Origin of the sequence: Rufibacter sp. DG15C (assembly GCF_001577755.1) — a bacterium.
GTDB lineage: Bacteria > Bacteroidota > Bacteroidia > Cytophagales > Hymenobacteraceae > Nibribacter.
In genome coordinates, this window is sequence record NZ_CP010776.1 from 2,866,507 (window position 1) to 2,883,004 (window position 16,498).

The 16,498-nt window shown below is 50.0% G+C and carries 12 protein-coding genes; 5 read left to right on the forward strand and 7 right to left on the reverse strand.

What is annotated here, in order from left to right; genetic code table 11:
- Window positions 1-42 precede the first annotated feature (42 nt).
- Window positions 43-1,509 (reverse strand): aminoacyl-histidine dipeptidase, encoded by a 1,467-nt coding sequence (locus TH61_RS12285; protein WP_066509714.1) that lies wholly within the window; start codon window positions 1,507-1,509, stop codon window positions 43-45.
- A 291-nt stretch (window positions 1,510-1,800) separates the two neighbouring features.
- Here TH61_RS12285 and TH61_RS12290 point away from each other — a divergent pair, with 291 nt between their 5' ends.
- Together TH61_RS12290 and TH61_RS12295 are read left to right on the forward strand one after the other, a co-directional pair.
- Window positions 1,801-2,751 (forward strand): NADP-dependent oxidoreductase, encoded by a 951-nt coding sequence (locus TH61_RS12290; RefSeq protein ID WP_066509716.1) that lies wholly within the window; start codon window positions 1,801-1,803, stop codon window positions 2,749-2,751.
- A gap of 157 nt (window positions 2,752-2,908) precedes the next feature.
- Entirely contained in the window at window positions 2,909-5,203 is a 2,295-nt protein-coding gene (locus TH61_RS12295) for a GH92 family glycosyl hydrolase (RefSeq protein WP_066509719.1), read from the forward strand.
- A gap of 96 nt (window positions 5,204-5,299) precedes the next feature.
- On the opposite strand, the gene TH61_RS12300 is transcribed toward TH61_RS12295, so the two are convergent.
- Complete coding sequence (locus TH61_RS12300; RefSeq protein ID WP_066509720.1) at window positions 5,300-5,776, reverse strand: hypothetical protein; 477 nt, start codon at window positions 5,774-5,776, stop codon at window positions 5,300-5,302.
- Between the two features lie 275 nt (window positions 5,777-6,051).
- On the opposite strand from TH61_RS12300, the gene TH61_RS12305 reads away from it, so the two are divergent.
- Window positions 6,052-7,044, forward strand: a complete 993-nt coding sequence (locus TH61_RS12305; RefSeq protein WP_066509722.1) for an FAD:protein FMN transferase — start codon at window positions 6,052-6,054, stop codon at window positions 7,042-7,044.
- A 410-nt stretch (window positions 7,045-7,454) separates the two neighbouring features.
- Here the strand turns inward: TH61_RS12305 and TH61_RS12310 are convergent, their stop codons facing one another.
- The 3 genes from TH61_RS12310 to TH61_RS12320 are packed head-to-tail and all read right to left on the reverse strand — an operon-like array spanning window position 7,455 to window position 11,639.
- Window positions 7,455-9,650 (reverse strand): PepSY domain-containing protein, encoded by a 2,196-nt coding sequence (locus TH61_RS12310; protein WP_066509724.1) that lies wholly within the window; start codon window positions 9,648-9,650, stop codon window positions 7,455-7,457.
- Window positions 9,651-9,658: 8 nt separating this feature from the next.
- Window positions 9,659-10,141 carry a DUF2271 domain-containing protein gene (locus tag TH61_RS12315; protein ID WP_066509725.1) on the reverse strand — a complete coding sequence of 161 codons (483 nt, stop codon included), beginning with the start codon at window positions 10,139-10,141 and terminating at the stop codon, window positions 9,659-9,661.
- A 1-nt stretch (window position 10,142) separates the two neighbouring features.
- Window positions 10,143-11,639 (reverse strand): ankyrin repeat domain-containing protein, encoded by a 1,497-nt coding sequence (locus TH61_RS12320; protein ID WP_066509728.1) that lies wholly within the window; start codon window positions 11,637-11,639, stop codon window positions 10,143-10,145.
- 403 nt (window positions 11,640-12,042) lie between these two features.
- Here TH61_RS12320 and TH61_RS12325 point away from each other — a divergent pair, with 403 nt between their 5' ends.
- Window positions 12,043-12,894, forward strand: coding sequence for a dienelactone hydrolase family protein (locus tag TH61_RS12325; protein ID WP_066509729.1), 852 nt, complete (start codon window positions 12,043-12,045; stop codon window positions 12,892-12,894).
- A gap of 53 nt (window positions 12,895-12,947) precedes the next feature.
- Here TH61_RS12325 and TH61_RS12330 read toward each other — a convergent pair whose 3' ends face one another.
- Window positions 12,948-14,432, reverse strand: a complete 1,485-nt coding sequence (locus TH61_RS12330; protein WP_066509730.1) for a DUF6056 family protein — start codon at window positions 14,430-14,432, stop codon at window positions 12,948-12,950.
- 143 nt (window positions 14,433-14,575) lie between these two features.
- Between TH61_RS12330 and mgrA the strand changes: the two genes are divergently transcribed.
- On the forward strand, window positions 14,576-15,571 hold the full coding sequence (mgrA, locus tag TH61_RS12335) for an L-glyceraldehyde 3-phosphate reductase (protein WP_066509732.1): 996 nt from the start codon (window positions 14,576-14,578) through the stop codon (window positions 15,569-15,571).
- 91 nt (window positions 15,572-15,662) lie between these two features.
- On the opposite strand, the gene TH61_RS12340 is transcribed toward mgrA, so the two are convergent.
- Window positions 15,663-16,289, reverse strand: coding sequence for a basic secretory protein-like protein (locus TH61_RS12340; RefSeq protein WP_231862216.1), 627 nt, complete (start codon window positions 16,287-16,289; stop codon window positions 15,663-15,665).
- Window positions 16,290-16,498 lie beyond the last annotated feature (209 nt).

The window sequence follows — 16,498 nt, forward strand, 5'->3', positions numbered from 1 at the left end:
CTTGGTAGTTGAGCAAGGCGCTTCGCATGATTGATGAATGTGTTATGCTGTTTTCTTTGGTAGCTTTTGCAAGGTCTCTAGCAAGAAGCCCCAGAATTTCTGCACGGAGCTAATCTGCACTTTCTCATCTGGGGAATGGGCGCCGGTAATATTGGGCCCGAAGGAAATCATCTCCATGTCTGGGTAGTTGGTGCCCAAGATGCCGCACTCCAGACCTGCGTGGCAGGCATTCACGTGCGGCGCGCTTTTAAACAGGTCCTGGTACAGGCTGCTCATCAATTTTACAATGGTGGCGTCTGGTCTTGGCGTCCAACCCGGGTAGGCGCCTTTAAAGGTCACATTAGCACCGGCCAGTTCAAAAGTTGACTTGATGGCATCTGCAAGGTCCAGCTTCTCACTGTCCACTGAGCTACGGGTCAAGCACTGCAAAGAATACTCGCCGTCTTTTACCAGCACGCGCGCCAGGTTGTTGGACGTTTGCACCAAGCCTTCAATGGCGGGGCTCATGCGGTAAATCCCGTTCGGGCAGGCGTACAATACACGCAACAACAGGCTCTGGAACTCCTGCGAAATAGCCAAAGAAGGCAAGTCAATGTGCTCGGCCTTAATGTCTAGGTTGGCGTCAGTGAGGGCGTATTCAGCCTTTAGGATCTCTGCCTGCTTGGTCAGGAACTGCTCAAAGGCTTCGGCCTTTTCTTCGGGCACAGCCACTTCTGCGAAGGATTCTCTTGGGATGGCGTTGCGCAAGCTTCCGCCGTCAATGCTGTACACGCGCACGTTGAACTTGTCAGCAGCTTGGTACAAAAGGCGATTCATGAGTTTGTTGGCGTTGCCGCGTCCCAGGTGAATGTCCATCCCCGAGTGCCCGCCAGTCAAACCCGTGATGCTCAGCTTAAACCCCGTGAAGTCAAACGGAATGCTTTCAGAGTTGTATATACCCGTGGCCGTCACGTCAATGCCGCCCGCACAGCCAATGGTCAACTCTTGATCGTTTTCAGTGTCTAGGTTGAGCAAGATGGAGCCGTCCAACAAACCGCCTTTCAAACCCATGGCGCCGGTCATGCCGGTTTCCTCGTCAATGGTGAACAAGGCCTCTAAAGCTGGATGCGCAATGTCTGTAGAGGATAGCAAAGCCATGATGGTGGCCACGCCAATGCCGTTGTCGGCGCCCAGGGTGGTGCCTTTGGCTTTTACCCAGTCGCCGTCAATTTCCATCTGTATGCCTTGGGTGTTGAAATCGAACTCAGTGTCGGCGTTTTTTTGGTGTACCATGTCTAGGTGGCTTTGCAACACCAGGGTAGGGCGGTCTTCCAGGCCAGCGGTGGCGGGCTTCTTGATGATGACGTTGCCCACTTCGTCGGTGATGGTTTCCAGGCCTAATTTCTTGCCAAACTCCTGCATGAACTGGATCACGCGCTCTTCTTTCTTGGAGGGTCTAGGCACCGCGTTCAGCGCCGAAAAATGTTGCCACAGGGCTTTTGGTTCTAAAGATTCTATCTGACTGCTCATACTGTTTCTTTTGGTTAGCCCTGCCGCCCAGAGACAAATTCTTCTGGAAGAAGGGATTCTGTTTCGGGGTAAAGGTAGTAAACACAATTGACTCCTGCCGGCAGTTTGACGCAGAAAGCGCCGTCGTTTTTGGCCTAATTTCCAGAAAACAGAGCAAAAACGGTATCCTCTTCTACACCGCCAAGTGGGCTGACCAGCAAAACCCTGGCCACGAAAAGGGGTAAAACGAAAAGGGGGTTTTGAAGCAAGGGCTCCGTCTAAACCTTATTCACTCAATCATTTAATAATAAGATGAGCAAGAAAAACAAAGCAGCCTATTATGAAAACTACGGAGACGCCTCTGTGCTCAAAATTGGGGAACTGGATTTACCAGAAGTAAAAGAGGGCGAGGTGCTGGTGCGCATCAAAGCCGCCGCTGTCAATCCCGTAGATTCTGCCGTGCGCGAAGGCTGGCTCATGGCTTTCCTTCCCTTGAATTTCCCGGCCATACCGGGTTGGGACGTGGCCGGCGTGGTGGAAGAGTGCGGGTTCAGTGCGCGCCGCTTCAAGCCCGGGGACGAGGTATACGCCTATGCCCGCCGGCCCACGGTGCAGCATGGCACCTTTGCTGAGTACATTGTCATTCCGGAAAGCTACCTGGCGCATAAGCCCCAAAACTTAAGCTTTGAAGAAGCCGCCGGTATTCCTTTGGTGGGCCTGACGGCGTACCAGTCCATGTTTGACGCAGGTAAATTACAGGCCGGACAGACGGTCTTGATTCTGGGTGCTTCAGGGGGCGTGGGTAGTCTGGGCATCCAGTTGGCCAAAGACAAAGGCGCGACCGTCATAGGCGTGGCCAGCCAGAAAAACCACGCCTTCATGAAAGAGCTGGGCGCCGACCATACCGTGGACTACAAAGACACTCATGTGGGCCAGGCGGTGAAAGCGATATTCCCAGAAGGCGTAGATTTGATTTTTGACGCGGCCAGCGGCGAAACCCTCACCCAAAGCCTGGAAGCGCTCAAGCCCAGCGGAAAGCTAGTCTCCATCTTAAACCAAGGCCAGGATTTAGACAAGAGCATTAACTTTCAATACGTTTTTGTGGAGCCCAACTCCACGCAATTGGAGCATTTGCGCCAACTAGGCGAAGCAGGGAAACTCAAGCTACATGTGAGCGGTACTTACACCCTGGACCAAGCCGCCGATGCCATGCGCCAGATAGAAACCCACCATACCACCGGTAAAATTGTGATTGTGCCTTAGCTGAAATCAAACACAGAGAATGCGCTTACTTAGAGTAAACTACAGAAAGATTCGTTCTTGGCCTACTTCTCAGAAAACAGGCTAAAAACGAATCCTTTTTTTAGCGGCATCCTTCTATCTTTAGGCGGGACTTTTCCTGCATCATATTTTCCCCGCCATGAGAAAACTCTTCTTCCTCACTTTCCTGCTCTTGCAGTTCTCTGCCTTTGCCCAGAAACCACCGTTTGACTTGGTGCGCTGGGTGAACCCCATGATTGGCACGGCTAAAATGGGACATACGTATCCCGGAGCCACGGCCCCGTTTGGCATGGTGCAACTGTCTCCGGATACGGACACCATTCCGTATGAGATGGGCGGCAAGTATAACAAGGACGTGTACAAATACTGCGCCGGCTACCAGTATGATGACCCAACCATTGTAGGCTTCAGTCACACCCACTTCAGCGGTACTGGTCACTCAGACCTAGGTGATTTCCTGATAATGCCTACTACCGGCAAACTGCAGTTGAACCCCGGCACCGAGACCCAACCTGAATCAGGTTTCCGGTCTAAATTTTCGCATAACAATGAGCGCGCCGAGGCGGCCTATTACAGCGTCAAGCTAGACGATCACAACATTCAGGCAGAACTCACGGCCACCAACCGCGTGGGCATGCACCAATACACCTTCCCGAAGTCAGACGAGGCGCACATCATCCTGGACTTGATGCACGGCATCTACAACTATGAGGACAAGAACACCTGGACCTTTGTGCGCATTGAGAATGACACCTTGATTACCGGTTACCGCATGACCAACGGCTGGGCCAGAACGCGCACGGTTTATTTTGCGATGTCCTTCTCCAAGCCCTTCACCAGCTACGGTAACAAAGACTACAGCAAAGCACAGGTGTACAAAGGCTTCTGGCGCAAGTTTGACCAAACCAAGAACTTCCCGGAGATGGCGGGCAAGCAACTGCGCGCTTATTTCGATTTCAAGACAGAGGAAGGAGAGAAGCTGAAAATAAAATTCGCGCTGTCCCCTGTGAGTACGGCCGGGGCTTTGGCGAACATGCGTGCTGAGATTCCGCATTGGGATTTCGACCGCGTGAAGTACGAGAGCCAGGCGCTCTGGAACAAGGAGCTGGGCAAGGTGCGCGCCGTACTGCCCACCAAGGATGATTACATCAACTTCTACACTGCGTTGTATCATACCTTCCTGGGGCCTACCACCTACATGGACGTAGACAACCAGTACCGCGGCTTGGACCAGAACAACCACGTAGCCAACGGCTTCACCAACTATACCACCTTCTCGCTTTGGGATACGTATCGCGCCCTGCATCCCTGGTTTAACATTGTCCAGCCCAAACGCAACGCCGACATGGTCAGCTCCATGCTGGCGCATTATGACCAGAGCGTACACAACATGTTGCCGGTTTGGTCGCACCACGCCAATGAGAACTGGTGCATGATTGGCTACCACAGCGTGTCGGTGATCGCAGACGCCATTATGAAAGGCACGTACACCGGCGACGCCAATCGCGCCCTGGATGCCTGCGTGGCCACCGCCCGCCAAGGCTACTATGACGGCCTGCAATACTACATGCAACTGGGTTACGTGCCCGAAGACAAGAACGGCTCCTCGGTGTCCAAGACGCTGGAATACGCCTATGACGATTGGTGCATTGCTAAGATGGCGCAGAAACTTGGCCGCCAGGACGTGTACCAGGAGTTCAGCAAGCGCGCCCAGAACTGGAAGAACGTGTATGACACCCGCATTGGCTACATGCGTCCTAAATTGAGTGACGGCACATTCAAGAAAGAGTTTGATGTGTTGAGCACGCACAACCAGGGCTTCATTGAAGGCAATGCCTGGAACTACAGCTTGTATGTGCCGCATGCGCCCGCGGAGATGATTCAAGTCATGGGTGGCAACAAGAAATTCGTGTCGCACCTGGATTCGCTCTTCACGATGCACCTGCCCGATGAGTTCTTTGCGGACACCGAAGACATCACCCGCGAAGGCATTATTGGCAACTACGTGCACGGCAACGAACCCGCGCACCACGTGGCCTATCTATACAACTGGACCGACCAGCCTTGGAAAACCCAGGAACGCGTGCGCATGATCCTCAAGAAGCAGTACCAAGCCACGGTAGACGGCCTGGGAGGTAACGATGACTGCGGCCAGATGAGTGCGTGGTACTTGTTCAGTTCCCTCGGGTTTTATCCGGTGGCTCCCGGTTCTACGCAATATGCGTTAGGAAGCCCCTCCGTGAAAGAAGCTACTATTCAATTGGAAAATGGCAAGACCTTCACCATTGAAGCCAAAAACCAAAGCGACAAAAACGTGTTTGTGCAGAAAGTGGAATTGAATGGCAAGACTCTAAACCAACCATTCCTGAACCACGCAGACCTGGCCAACGGCGGCAAGCTGACCTTCTACATGAGCAGCAAACCCAAGAAGTAGTCAAATTCAGTTTAATTGAAGAAGCCCCTTCTAATCGTTTGTAATACGGTTGGAAGGGGCTTCTTCTTTATGAGGAAGGTCTAGTGAATGTTTATCTTAGAACTTCATGTTCAGACCGAGGCCATTTCCAGTGAAGCCTAATTTCACATCTAGCTTAGGAACGGATGACTGCATCTGTCCGCCGTTATACAATTGAACCGCTTTAGTGGCGTGCTTCACATAAGAGGCAGAGAAAGGAATCCCTATGGCTACCAATCCCGCGCCAACGCCTGCCAAGGTCCAGTTAGGCTCACCACCACCCAAAGCCGCGCCTACCGGCCAGCCAATCAAGGCACCGCCCGCGGTTCCAAGAATAGAAGCTACCACGTTCTTGCTCTGGGCAAGCTGCATTTCCTTCTTGGCTTCTGGGTTTGATTGAGTGATTTCTTGCAATTGTTTTGGTGTCAGGTTTTTCCCGTTTTGTCTGAACGTGGTGGAAAATCCTTTCTTCACCTCAATGCTGTCCACGCGCGTTTGGGCAAATAACTGTACCGTGAAAAGTAATGAGAAGAAGAGCGTAAAAAGTGTTTTCATAAAGGATTGTAAAAAGTTAGAATGGTTGGTAATAATGAGGTGCCAAAGATAACAAACAGATGACGCTTTTACAGGCTGAGAAATAGATAGTTGTTATGCTTTGGCTTGCGAATGAACTGCCTTCCTTGATTTAGTTTGCTAATAGGTAAAGCTGTTTTTGGCCTTATTTCTGATAATCAAGCTAAAAATGAACTGGGGGAATTTATACCAGACCTTGTGGCATTTAAGACTAGAATTGAGTGCGGTGCCGTTATTAAAATGCCGAAATTTGCAGAATGAAAAGTGTAGCCCTTCTATTCCTAGTATTGCTCAGCCTCACCGTCAATGCGCAGGTTTTAAGAAAAAGAACCGTGAAATTGATGGGGAGTAGGTTTGACATTACCATTGTAGCGAAGGATTCTCTGACGGCAGAAAAGAGCATTGACGCGGTGATAGGAGAGGTGACCCGCATTGAATACCTCATATCAGACTGGAAGGAAGAGACGCAGATTTCTCAAGTGAACCGCATGGCCGGCATTGCGCCCGTCAAAGTAGACCCAGAAGTTTTTGCCTTGACCGAGCGTGCCTTGTGCCTATCCAAACTGACCAAAGGCGGCTTTGACATCAGTTTTGCCGCCATGGACCGAATCTGGAAGTTTGACGGCTCCATGGAAGAAATGCCCAGCCCCGAGGCGGTGAAGAAATCAGTGGAGAAGGTAGGCTACAAAAACATTGTGTTAGACAAGAAAAACTCCACCATTTTCCTGAAGAAGAAGGGCATGAAGATTGGCTTCGGGGCGCTGGGCGAAGGCTATGCCACCGACCGTTGCCGGGACCTGATGCTATCTCGTGGCATACCAGCGGGCATTGTGAACGGCTCCGGAGACATGAGCACTTGGGGCAAGCAACCAGATGGCACCGACTGGATGATTGGCATTACCAACCCCGTGGATAGAGACAGTTTATTTGCGGTGGTGCCCCTCAAGCAGAGCGCCGTGGTGACGTCTGGGAGCTATGAGAAGTTTGTGGAGTTTGACGGCAAGCGCTATTCTCACATCATCAATCCCGCTACCGGCTACCCATCTACCGGCTTGACCAGCGTCACTGTCTTCGGACCCAGCGCAGAGATGGCCAACGGCTTCAGTACGTCCATCATGGTTCTAGGGCAAAAGAAAGGCCTGAAGCTTCTAAAGAAGTACCCACAATACAGCTGTATCATGATAACGGATGAAGGAAAGGTCGTTTCCTCGCCTAATTTGGATATGAGTCAGTTTAACCCAGAGCAGTAATTACCTCTTTTATATGGCGCGAGTCTTACGACTCGTGTCTATGGATGGTTGGAGTCTCCAGACTCCAAGCAATTACTCCTAGTCCGCCATAGTCATGGCACTAGTTCTACTTTCTATATAAACCCATGGCGCAAGCGTCCGCTTGTGTCCGCACGCATTGTTAATCTGATATGCGTGTGGACACAAGCGGACGCTTGCGCCATGGGTTTATATATTTATAATCTTGGTTCCCGGCGAGTCTGGAGACTCACATCATCTTAAGTCACGAGTCTCCCGAAATCCTTCGGGATAAATTCCGACGCGCGCCTGTATTTTTTCCTTCAACGGATTAAGCAATCAATAACTAACTACTGATTCCGTTTTTGGCCTGTTTTCCGCAATACAAGCCAAAAACGGGAATCACATAACCTTTAGTAACAGTCTGTAAGAAGTTGACTGCGGGATTGGTAGTAACTGAGTGGGTTGTTCAGTTTAGTCTGGCAGATGGTTTCCAGAAGGACCGTGACGTCTTTCTGCATAGACAAAGACCCGCAGATCATAAGTACGCCACCCGCAGAAAGGGTATTGGCAATAAAGTCAGCGTCACGGTCAATCAAATCGCTTACGTACTGCTTTTCGCCTTCGCGGGAGAAGGCTACGTGCAGGTTGGTAAGCTTCTGCACCGACTGCTGTTCTTCTAGAAAATCTTGGTACGTACTGAAGGACGCCTGACTCCTGAAGCCGCAGTACAAGTGACAGGCCGTTTTTGGGCTGTTTTGGTGAACCATGCCCAAAAACGGACCTATGCCGGTTCCATTGGCAATCATGACTACTACGGGCGCTTTCTGGGGGAAATAAAAATGGGAATTGTTTAACAAGCGGGCCTGCATAGTCTGCCCCGTGGTCAACCTGTGCAGGAAGCCAGAACCTAAACCGTTGGGGTGCAAGCGCACGCTAATCTGTAATTCACCATCAATAACTCCAAGGGAGTAAAGCCTCTCGCGGTGGTCGTTCTCTGGGTAGATGGCCAGTAAGTCACCAGAGGTTACGTTGGTGCGCTTTGCAGGCTTTAGCCTGACTATAAACGTGCCTTCTTGATTAATGGAGCCAGTGTTGGCCGTTACCGTGAAGGTGTCCAGGCGGTGACGGTTGGTTTGCATGAGCTCAGGCAGAACTGTCATGGCCACGCCGCTCTGCTGAGACCAAGCCTCGGCCCAAAGCGCAAACTCCTGCGGTGACCGGTCATTGACCGTGTGGATGTCTACCAACGGCTGGGCCCAAGACTGGTGCGAAAGCCATTGGTGCACTTCAAAAGCATATTGGCAGAAATCCGGATAGGCATGCGAACCGAAGCCCACCACTGAGAACTTCACTGATTGTGCCTGCGGAACGGTCTGCACCAGAGAGGCGAATTTCTGAGCGTTGGAAGGTGCATCTCCCAAGCCATACGTTGCCGTCAGAATGAGCAAATGCTCGGCCTTTGGGTAGGTGGTGTACTGGTTCAGTTCGGCAAGGAATGGTTTTTCGCCTTGCTTTAATAACTGCTGATATACGGCCTGTGCAAATCTATTCGTGCTTCCGTTTTCTGAGCCTACCAAAATGATGAAGCGAGCTTCCTGGGCCGTGTATTTGTTCTTGATGCGGTTGGCTCTGCGCTTAAGGGTAATGGCAAATCCTGAGTAAATAAAGAACAGAATGTTGCCAGAGGCCACCGCCAGTATAATCGCCCAGAGAATAGAAGTCCTGCCCGTGTGTACATCCAAACTTAGGGTAGTAAGGCGCTGGGTAGTAGGATATTTTACTTCGCTTAAGATGTCTCCTGTGATTTGATTGACGGCGAGCTCACGGTCCTTGAGTTTAACCGTGTAATAATCCTCAGGGTCTTCAGAGAAAGGGAATTCTATAGATTCTACCTGCGCATACGTGGTGTTTTTGAAAAGGGCAAACTCTGACAATGGCTTGGCCGGCGCGGTCTTAATGGCGTCAAAATCAACCTCGGGAGAGACTTTTTCATTTTTGATGAGCTCAAATCTTTCCAGAGATAGATACGTGCCGGTCACGGCCAAGAGGAAAATGGGAATCAAGGAAAGGCGGCCAAGCACCACGTGGTAATACTGCGCAAAACTGTCTTTGACGATGCGGGTGAAGAAGCGCATCAAACCCCGCTGACGCTGGATGATGAGGATGGCACCCGAAATAGTAATCATTAAGAGCAGAAACGCGGTGAGGCCTATAAAAAACCGACCAGTCTCCTTTAAAAAAAGGGAGCGGTGCAGGTTAGTGACCCACTGGAAGAATTCATTCTGGGGCTGGGGCTTGCCTAGAATTTCTCCGGTCAAAGGATGAATGTAGGCTTCTACATTTTCCCCATCGGTGTCACTGCCTTTGAGCAAAACAAACTGATGCGCATCTACGGTCAGCTCTGTGATGTCTGGGTAGCGCTTTTTGAGGGCAGGAAGTGACTGCGCCAGCGTTATTTGGTCAATGCCATCTAATTTGTACGGCTGGGCGTTTAAAACCACCGGCTCAAAAGCCAGCAGAATGCCCGTAATGGATGCTACCGCCAGTAAAAGAAAAGAAGATACAGCCAGGGCTAGGTGGCTGTATCTCCAGATGGAAATGGTCATGAGCTAGATTAGTTGGCGCTGAAGCGGACGTAACGGATAAAACCGGTACCGTCATTTTTAGCCGAAAGGCTGGCAGTAGTCAATGGAATCTCCAAATCTTTCACGTAGTATTCCTTGTCTTCCACTGAGGTCTCAAAACGTAGTTTGTAGCCCGCGTTGATCTTGGCAGTCTCAATGTCAAAGGTGGTGATGCTACGGTCGCCACCGGCTACAGAAGCACCCGTGATGGCGCTGATGTTCGCCTTCTTTTTAGTCTGAAACTTATGCCATTCTTTTAAGCTGTTGTACCATTTTTTGTCGGGACCCATCACGTAGAGCGTCTTCTCATATTGTCCTTTCGGGTTGATGAGGGAAACTACAATGTAGGCACCTTCGCCCACGTAATTAGACATCTGCAATAGGCACTTGTACTTGGTAGTCTGCGCCGATGCCTGGAAAGAGAAAAGACCTGCGATGATGGCTACCAGACACGCTCTGAAAATCAGCTTCATGTTATTGTTTTAAGAAATCTATAGATACTTTGTTTTTGGTTAGGAGCTCATTCTCCTTGGCCAGCGAGTAAGCGGTTTCTTCAAACTCAGTGGTACTATTCTTCTGGGCCCCAATAGAAACCAGGTATTTCAAAAGGACATCGTCTTTAGACAGCATGGCCGCTTTGTGCAAGACCGTAATGCCTTCTTTGTTCTTGGCGTTCACGTCTAGTTTCAAAGGCTCCAAACGCTTCAACAAGGCTAGGTCATTCTTAGTAACTGCGGCATGGTATAAGGTGCTACCGTCCTTCTGCGGGGCGGCAAAATTCAATCCCTTGCTTTGCAACAGTGCCATTTTGGTGCCAAACTCATCTGTAGCAGCTGGGGCAGAACCGGGTCTAGGCACTGCATACGACTGTACCAGATGGTAGGCCAGGTTAAAACCGTCTTTGTCTTTGACGTTAATGTCAGCTCCTTTATTTAATAAAAGCGTCACCACTTCTGGCGAACTGCTCTTCACGGCCATGGTCAAGGCAGATTCCCCTTTAGCGTTTACCGCGTTGATGTTCTGTACTTTTGGTAACAACAGTTCTACCGTGGCGGCATCTTTGCCTGCCGCGGCAAACATGAAAGCCGTGTTGCCTTCAGCATTCGCCTTGTTCACGTTCACGCCTTTGGACATGAAATAAGTGACCAATTCTGTTTGGTTAGGTCTGCGCACCAAGGCATGCAACACGGTCTCGCCGGTTTGGTCTGCAAAGGCAGGGTTTAGTTTAAGGTCTTCTACTAGGTACTTGAAAACTTCTAGCGTGTTGGGGCCGCGGCGCGAGCCTTGGGCCGCCATAATGAGGGCGTTGTCATTGTACTTTACACCCTTCTGCAACAAGCTTTTCAAAAGAGCCACGCTGGCCGTTTTGGCGGCGTAGTTAAAGGCAGTATTCCCGTTGGCATCCACGTCTTTCAACGTCAGGCCTTTGGTGGTAAGGTGATTGGCCAGGACGAAGTCCTTGTCATTGGCAATGGTCATCAACAACAGATTAGCCCCATCCTTGTACTTTTTCTTCGGGTCCAAACCTGCTTTGAAGAAGACATCATACAACGCCGGATTGGTCTGTCCACCATTGGCGGCAAACGCGATAGGGGTGTTGCCGTTGCTGTCCTGGAAGTTCATGTCAGAGCCTTTGGCTAACAGGTACTGCACCAGCTCCACATTGCCTCTGTTGGCGGCCCAGTGCAGGTAAATGCGGCCGTCATGGGTAGGCTTGCCTACTTTATTTTCGGGTTGCTCCAGCAAGAACTTGATGGTAGCCAAAGGTGCATCATTGTTAATGGCGAGCACCGTAGGGTCAAACATGCCGGGATTGTAGGCGGTGGCGCTGTTTCCTTTGGCCATTTCTGCCTGCACGGCGGCCACGTCTGGGGTAGACTTCCAAAACGCCTGCTCTAAAAGCGAATTCTTCTGTTGCGCCTGAAGGCCTAAGCAAAGAAAGAAGAGGGGTAACAGCAATAGTTTTTTCATGACGTATGTGTTGTGCTTAGAACTAGTTAAGGTCAATGGTTCTTTTGGTTTTAGCCCTACTCAAAATGTAACTCTGCGTTGAAAATGTGCATCCTGAAAGGTAAACGGCAGAAGGTGTTAATTATTTAGACTAATTCAAAATAATATGCAAATATACTATCTGCCCACAGATAACCATGGATTGATTAGAAAAATAATAGTCAATTATTAGGGTTAGGCAGGGCTTGAATTTTCATCTGAAAGTAGAGAAGGAGAAGCTTTTCGTTTTTGGCCTGTTTTCCAGAAAACAAGCTAAAAATGACTGTTTACAAATTAGGATAACTTATCAAGTTCCAGTCGGTTACCAGATCAAGCTACTTGCTAACTGTTCTCCCTTTTGTATCTTCAAGCAAACGAAACTGCCATGGACCAACGCATCATCAACCTTTTTGACGAATACACCCACGAGCCGCTCACGCGCAAAGAGTTTATCACCAGACTGGCCAAACTAACCGGAAGCCTGACCTTGGCCATGTCTCTATTGCCTATGCTGGAAAACAACTACGCGCAGGCGGCTACGGTGGCAGACAAAGACATCAAAGCCGAATACATTACCTATGCTGGGGCAGAAGGTGTGACCATGAAAGCGTTCCAGGCACGGCCCGAAGGCAAGAAACTAGGAACGGTACTGGTCATCCATGAAAACCGAGGATTGAATCCGCATATCAAAGACGTTACCATGCGCGTAGCGCAGGCAGGCTATCTGGCCATCGCGCCAGATGCGCTTTCACCGTTTGGTGGCACGCCCATCAACGAGGACGAAGCACGCGCCATGTTCTCCAAATTAGACGCCCAGCAGAACCTGACCAATTTCTTGAAAGGACTGGAGTACCTGCAGAAGCATAAAAAGGGGAACGGAAAAACCGGATGCGTGGGCTTCTGCTGGGGCGGGGCCTTGGCGGCTCAATTGGCTATTCACTCTCCAGACCTGGACGCCGCGGTGGCGTATTATGGCCGTCAACCCGAAGTAGCAGACGTACCCAAGATTAAAGCCGAACTGCTCTTGCATTACGGCGGTCTGGACGAGCGCGTGAATGCCGGAATCCCGGCGTTTGAGCAAGCCCTGAAAGCGTCTAATGTCCAATACCAGCTGTTTGTTTATGAAGGCGCCAACCATGCCTTTAACAACAACACCTCGCCGGCCCGCTACAACGAAGCCGCCGCAAATCTGGCTTGGGATAGAACGCTGGACTTATTCAAGCGCAAACTCAAGTAATCAGTAATCAATAACTCATTTAAAAAGGGAGCCCAATACGTTAGGCTCCCTTTTTATTTTGAAAGCAAAGATCTGCTCCATTCCACTAGGCTTGCTTGATTGTTTTGCATGGGTGGATTAGGTTTGGTAAGATACACGCTGTCTTTCTTCCAGTAAGCCGCGGTACCTACGTTTACCCAGCCATGAAGGCTGTCTTCTTTGGGGGCAATATCAATAAAAGTGATGGAAGGAGGGACTTTGGTTAAAGGAGGAAGAGCACAAGTCTGGCAGTTTGAAGTAGTCAGCGTTTTATAACGTGCCTGCATCTCCTGATCATACCTAGCGGCTGTTCCTGTAAGGAGGTCTGTGAACGCGGTGGTGATTGGGTTTTGCTGAGTTAAAACGTATAAAACGAAAAGCAAAACAGCAATGGCTGGTATTAATTTAGGAAAAGCCAGAGGCAAGGAGGCGGTGCTCAAGTGGTAACGCACTAGCCAGGCCTGCAAGATATAGAACCAACCCAAGAGCAAGTAAAAGTAGATCACATTCTCTAGGCGTGGCGTAGGCCGCTCCCCGGTAGACCAGACAAACAAAAAGTGCATGGCAAACATCGTAGTCAAATAGAAGAAGCCTACCAACCTCAAGTCTAAGGTGAACAGCTTACCAATAGGTGAGTTGGTAGACTTTTTAGGAAAGATATAGAGGATGTACAACAGTGAGCCTATCAACAAGGGAAATGGCCATTTTACAAAAGCCATTACCGTCAACCCTGTAGCATATGCAACAGACCAAAACAGGTTTTGGGACTTCGCCTCACCAACCATTCTTTGGTAATTGCCCGGGGCCATCACCATCACCAGCGCCGCGGCCAGACAAACTAGAATGATGGCCGACAAGTGTACTCGTATTGTAGATTTCTGTTGCCAGTGGTAGGCAAGAAGCAGGCAGAATGTACTCATCAACATGATGAGCGCCATTTCATTGGAACCAATGATCATGATGCCCAGAAGCGAGGCTAGCACCGCATATAAGAACTTGCTACTCGCATGCTCGGTCAAACTCATTCGGTGAATAAAAACCAAGATCAACAAAAACAGCAAGCAAGAGACCGTGTAGGTGAGAAAGCCCGTCAGCCAGTAGAAGGATTCAGGCAGACTGGGGCACTGCACCATGTACAGAAGAAAAAGCAAAGCAGTCAACGCCTTCCTGTTGATGGCTGGCCAAGTGGCTTTGAGGAACGCTTCCACCACTAGGTACAGCCCTGCCGCAAATCCTAGGATCATGAAAAAAGAGACGATGCGGTAACCTGCAAAGGAGCTGTAGCGCAAAGGATTCAACTGCAATATGGCTGTCCCGAAGTACCTGCCCGACCAATTCATGTAGGTCTCTTTTTGAATGGCCCAGAATCCCTGCTTGGTGTCTCTTAGGGCATAGCCATAGTCATCGGCGGCTGGGTGAATATATTGAGTGAGCCAAAGCAGGACACCTAGCGCCAGTAGGGCCAGAAGGATGAGAGAGGTGAATACCCATTTTTCTTTGAAGAAAGAGGAAATCCTCATGACGGTACTTCGGTTCTGGCTTAGTGAGAGATTCTGTCTGGTGACGAGGTCAAATATAGTCTTTCCTGTTTTAAAAGCGCAGAAGGGTTTTGGCTGTTATCCGTAGAAAGAGCAAATTACAGCTTCATTTGATTCTTACGTGTATGGCATATACTCCCTCACCAACGCGCTACAGCGCCATGGAATACCGCCGCTGTGGCACCAGCGGTTTGCAATTACCTGCTCTGTCTCTGGGGCTATGGCACAACTTCGGGCATGTAGATGTGCTGGAGAACTCCCGCCAGATCCTGCATGATGCCTTTGACGCCGGCGTCACCCATTTTGACCTGGCTAATAACTACGGTCCCCCGCCCGGCTCCGCAGAGGAGAACTTTGGGAAGATTCTGCACGAGGATTTCAGAGGCTACCGAGACGAGCTGATTATTTCCACCAAGGCCGGTTACCGCATGTGGGACGGTCCGTATGGTGAGTGGGGTTCCAGAAAGTACCTTATCTCTAGCCTGGACCAGAGCCTCAAGCGCATGCAGCTGAATTACGTGGACATATTCTACAGCCATCGTCCAGACCCCAACACACCTCTGGAAGAGACCATGGGTGCCCTGGATTCCATCGTGCGCCAAGGCAAGGCCCTATATGTGGGCATTTCTAACTATGAAACTCCGGAGGCTACCCGGGCTATTGAGATTCTGAAGGAGTTAGGAACACCTTGCCTCATCCACCAACCTAAGTATTCTATGTTTGTGCGCTGGGTAGAGGAAAGTTTGCTGGACTTGCTAGAACAGCAGGGTGTGGGTTGTATTCCGTTTTCACCGTTGGCGCAGGGTCTGCTCACCAATAAGTACTTAAAAGGCATTCCGGAGAACTCGCGAGCTGCCAAACCACATGGTTTCTTGCAGGAAGAGGAAATTACGCCAGAAAGGGTGCAGCAGATTAATCGATTGAATGAAATAGCCCAAAGCCGCGGCCAGTCTTTGGCGCAAATGGCCCTGGCCTGGCTGTTGAAAGACCCACGGGTGACGTCTGTCTTGATAGGGGCTAGTACCCCGGCGCAATTAGCAGACTCGCTTAAGTGCATGCAAAATACAAAGTTCAGCTCTGATGAACTGTCACAGATAGAAGCTATTCTGGAAAATAAGTAAAGCCGTTTTTGACTTATTTTCCAGAAAACAGGCTAAAAACGAACGGCTCCACCTAAATGCAGGTGGAGCCGTTCGTTTTTATAAAGTGCTTTTAAATAGCAGGGTTTGCTTTATAAGCCTCCCACAACTCGTCTACGGTTTTGCCAGTAAGGGCTTGCCAGACTTCAGGGGTGTAGTTTTGGTTGCGCATATGGGCGTCTAAAGTGTCCACTAATTTCTTGTTTATCTTTTTCTCAGCCCAGAGCAGAAAGCGGGCGGTGATGCGGTAGCTGTTAGTGTAATGGTGCTTGTCAGTGAGTTCAGGCAGAGACCAGTTGGCACTGGCATTATCCACGCCGTATGCATGACGTACATAGTCCGCAATCCCTTCGGTAAGCCAGCCCGGTCCGCTATTGGGCGGATAGGCTTGCACTAGGTGCATGGCCTCATGGGTGATCACGTCAATGTCGCCGGGACGTTTGTGCAACCAGGCAGAAGCGATGGTGATCTTGCCGTCGTGCGCATAGGCCACGCCCGCATAGACGGTGTCTATGGTGAGCGTCACGTGTTTGACGGTATTCTTGTTGAACCGCTTGGCTTCTTTGGGGTAGACCTTGAAAAAGGCGTTCACCAATTTGTCTTGGATGGTCGGCTCAAACGTTGGGTCCTGGTTCACAAACGTAAGGGTGTACTTTCCTTTTTTGATAGTCGTAGTCTGGGCAGTGGCTTGATGATGCATAAAGCCGAGGGCAAAAACTAAGAGAAGGAAGAGTGCATTTTTCATTCAATGTAATTCTTGTGAAGAGAGCGTTTTCTTCTTTTCTGTCATCTTGGAAAGATCTTGTGGGCAGGCTGTAGTAGCGTTTATTGAAGCACTTGTATAGCTTGCTCACAAGGTCCTTTCAGGATGATAAAAGAAAGAGTATAGTGGTGATAGTAGGATTTTTA

Excerpts from the sequence above, each read along its gene's own strand:
- TH61_RS12285 (WP_066509714.1), bottom strand. The coding sequence starts at position 1,509 with ATGAGCAGTCAGATAGAATCTTTAGAACCAAAAGCCCTGTGGCAACAT.
- TH61_RS12290 (WP_066509716.1), top strand. The coding sequence starts at position 1,801 with ATGAGCAAGAAAAACAAAGCAGCCTATTATGAAAACTACGGAGACGCC.
- TH61_RS12295 (WP_066509719.1), top strand. The coding sequence starts at position 2,909 with ATGAGAAAACTCTTCTTCCTCACTTTCCTGCTCTTGCAGTTCTCTGCC.
- TH61_RS12300 (WP_066509720.1), bottom strand. The coding sequence starts at position 5,776 with ATGAAAACACTTTTTACGCTCTTCTTCTCATTACTTTTCACGGTACAG.
- TH61_RS12305 (WP_066509722.1), top strand. The coding sequence starts at position 6,052 with ATGAAAAGTGTAGCCCTTCTATTCCTAGTATTGCTCAGCCTCACCGTC.
- TH61_RS12310 (WP_066509724.1), bottom strand. The coding sequence starts at position 9,650 with ATGACCATTTCCATCTGGAGATACAGCCACCTAGCCCTGGCTGTATCT.
- TH61_RS12315 (WP_066509725.1), bottom strand. The coding sequence starts at position 10,141 with ATGAAGCTGATTTTCAGAGCGTGTCTGGTAGCCATCATCGCAGGTCTT.
- TH61_RS12320 (WP_066509728.1), bottom strand. The coding sequence starts at position 11,639 with ATGAAAAAACTATTGCTGTTACCCCTCTTCTTTCTTTGCTTAGGCCTT.
- TH61_RS12325 (WP_066509729.1), top strand. The coding sequence starts at position 12,043 with ATGGACCAACGCATCATCAACCTTTTTGACGAATACACCCACGAGCCG.
- TH61_RS12330 (WP_066509730.1), bottom strand. The coding sequence starts at position 14,432 with ATGAGGATTTCCTCTTTCTTCAAAGAAAAATGGGTATTCACCTCTCTC.
- mgrA (WP_066509732.1), top strand. The coding sequence starts at position 14,576 with ATGGCATATACTCCCTCACCAACGCGCTACAGCGCCATGGAATACCGC.
- TH61_RS12340 (WP_231862216.1), bottom strand. The coding sequence starts at position 16,289 with ATGCATCATCAAGCCACTGCCCAGACTACGACTATCAAAAAAGGAAAG.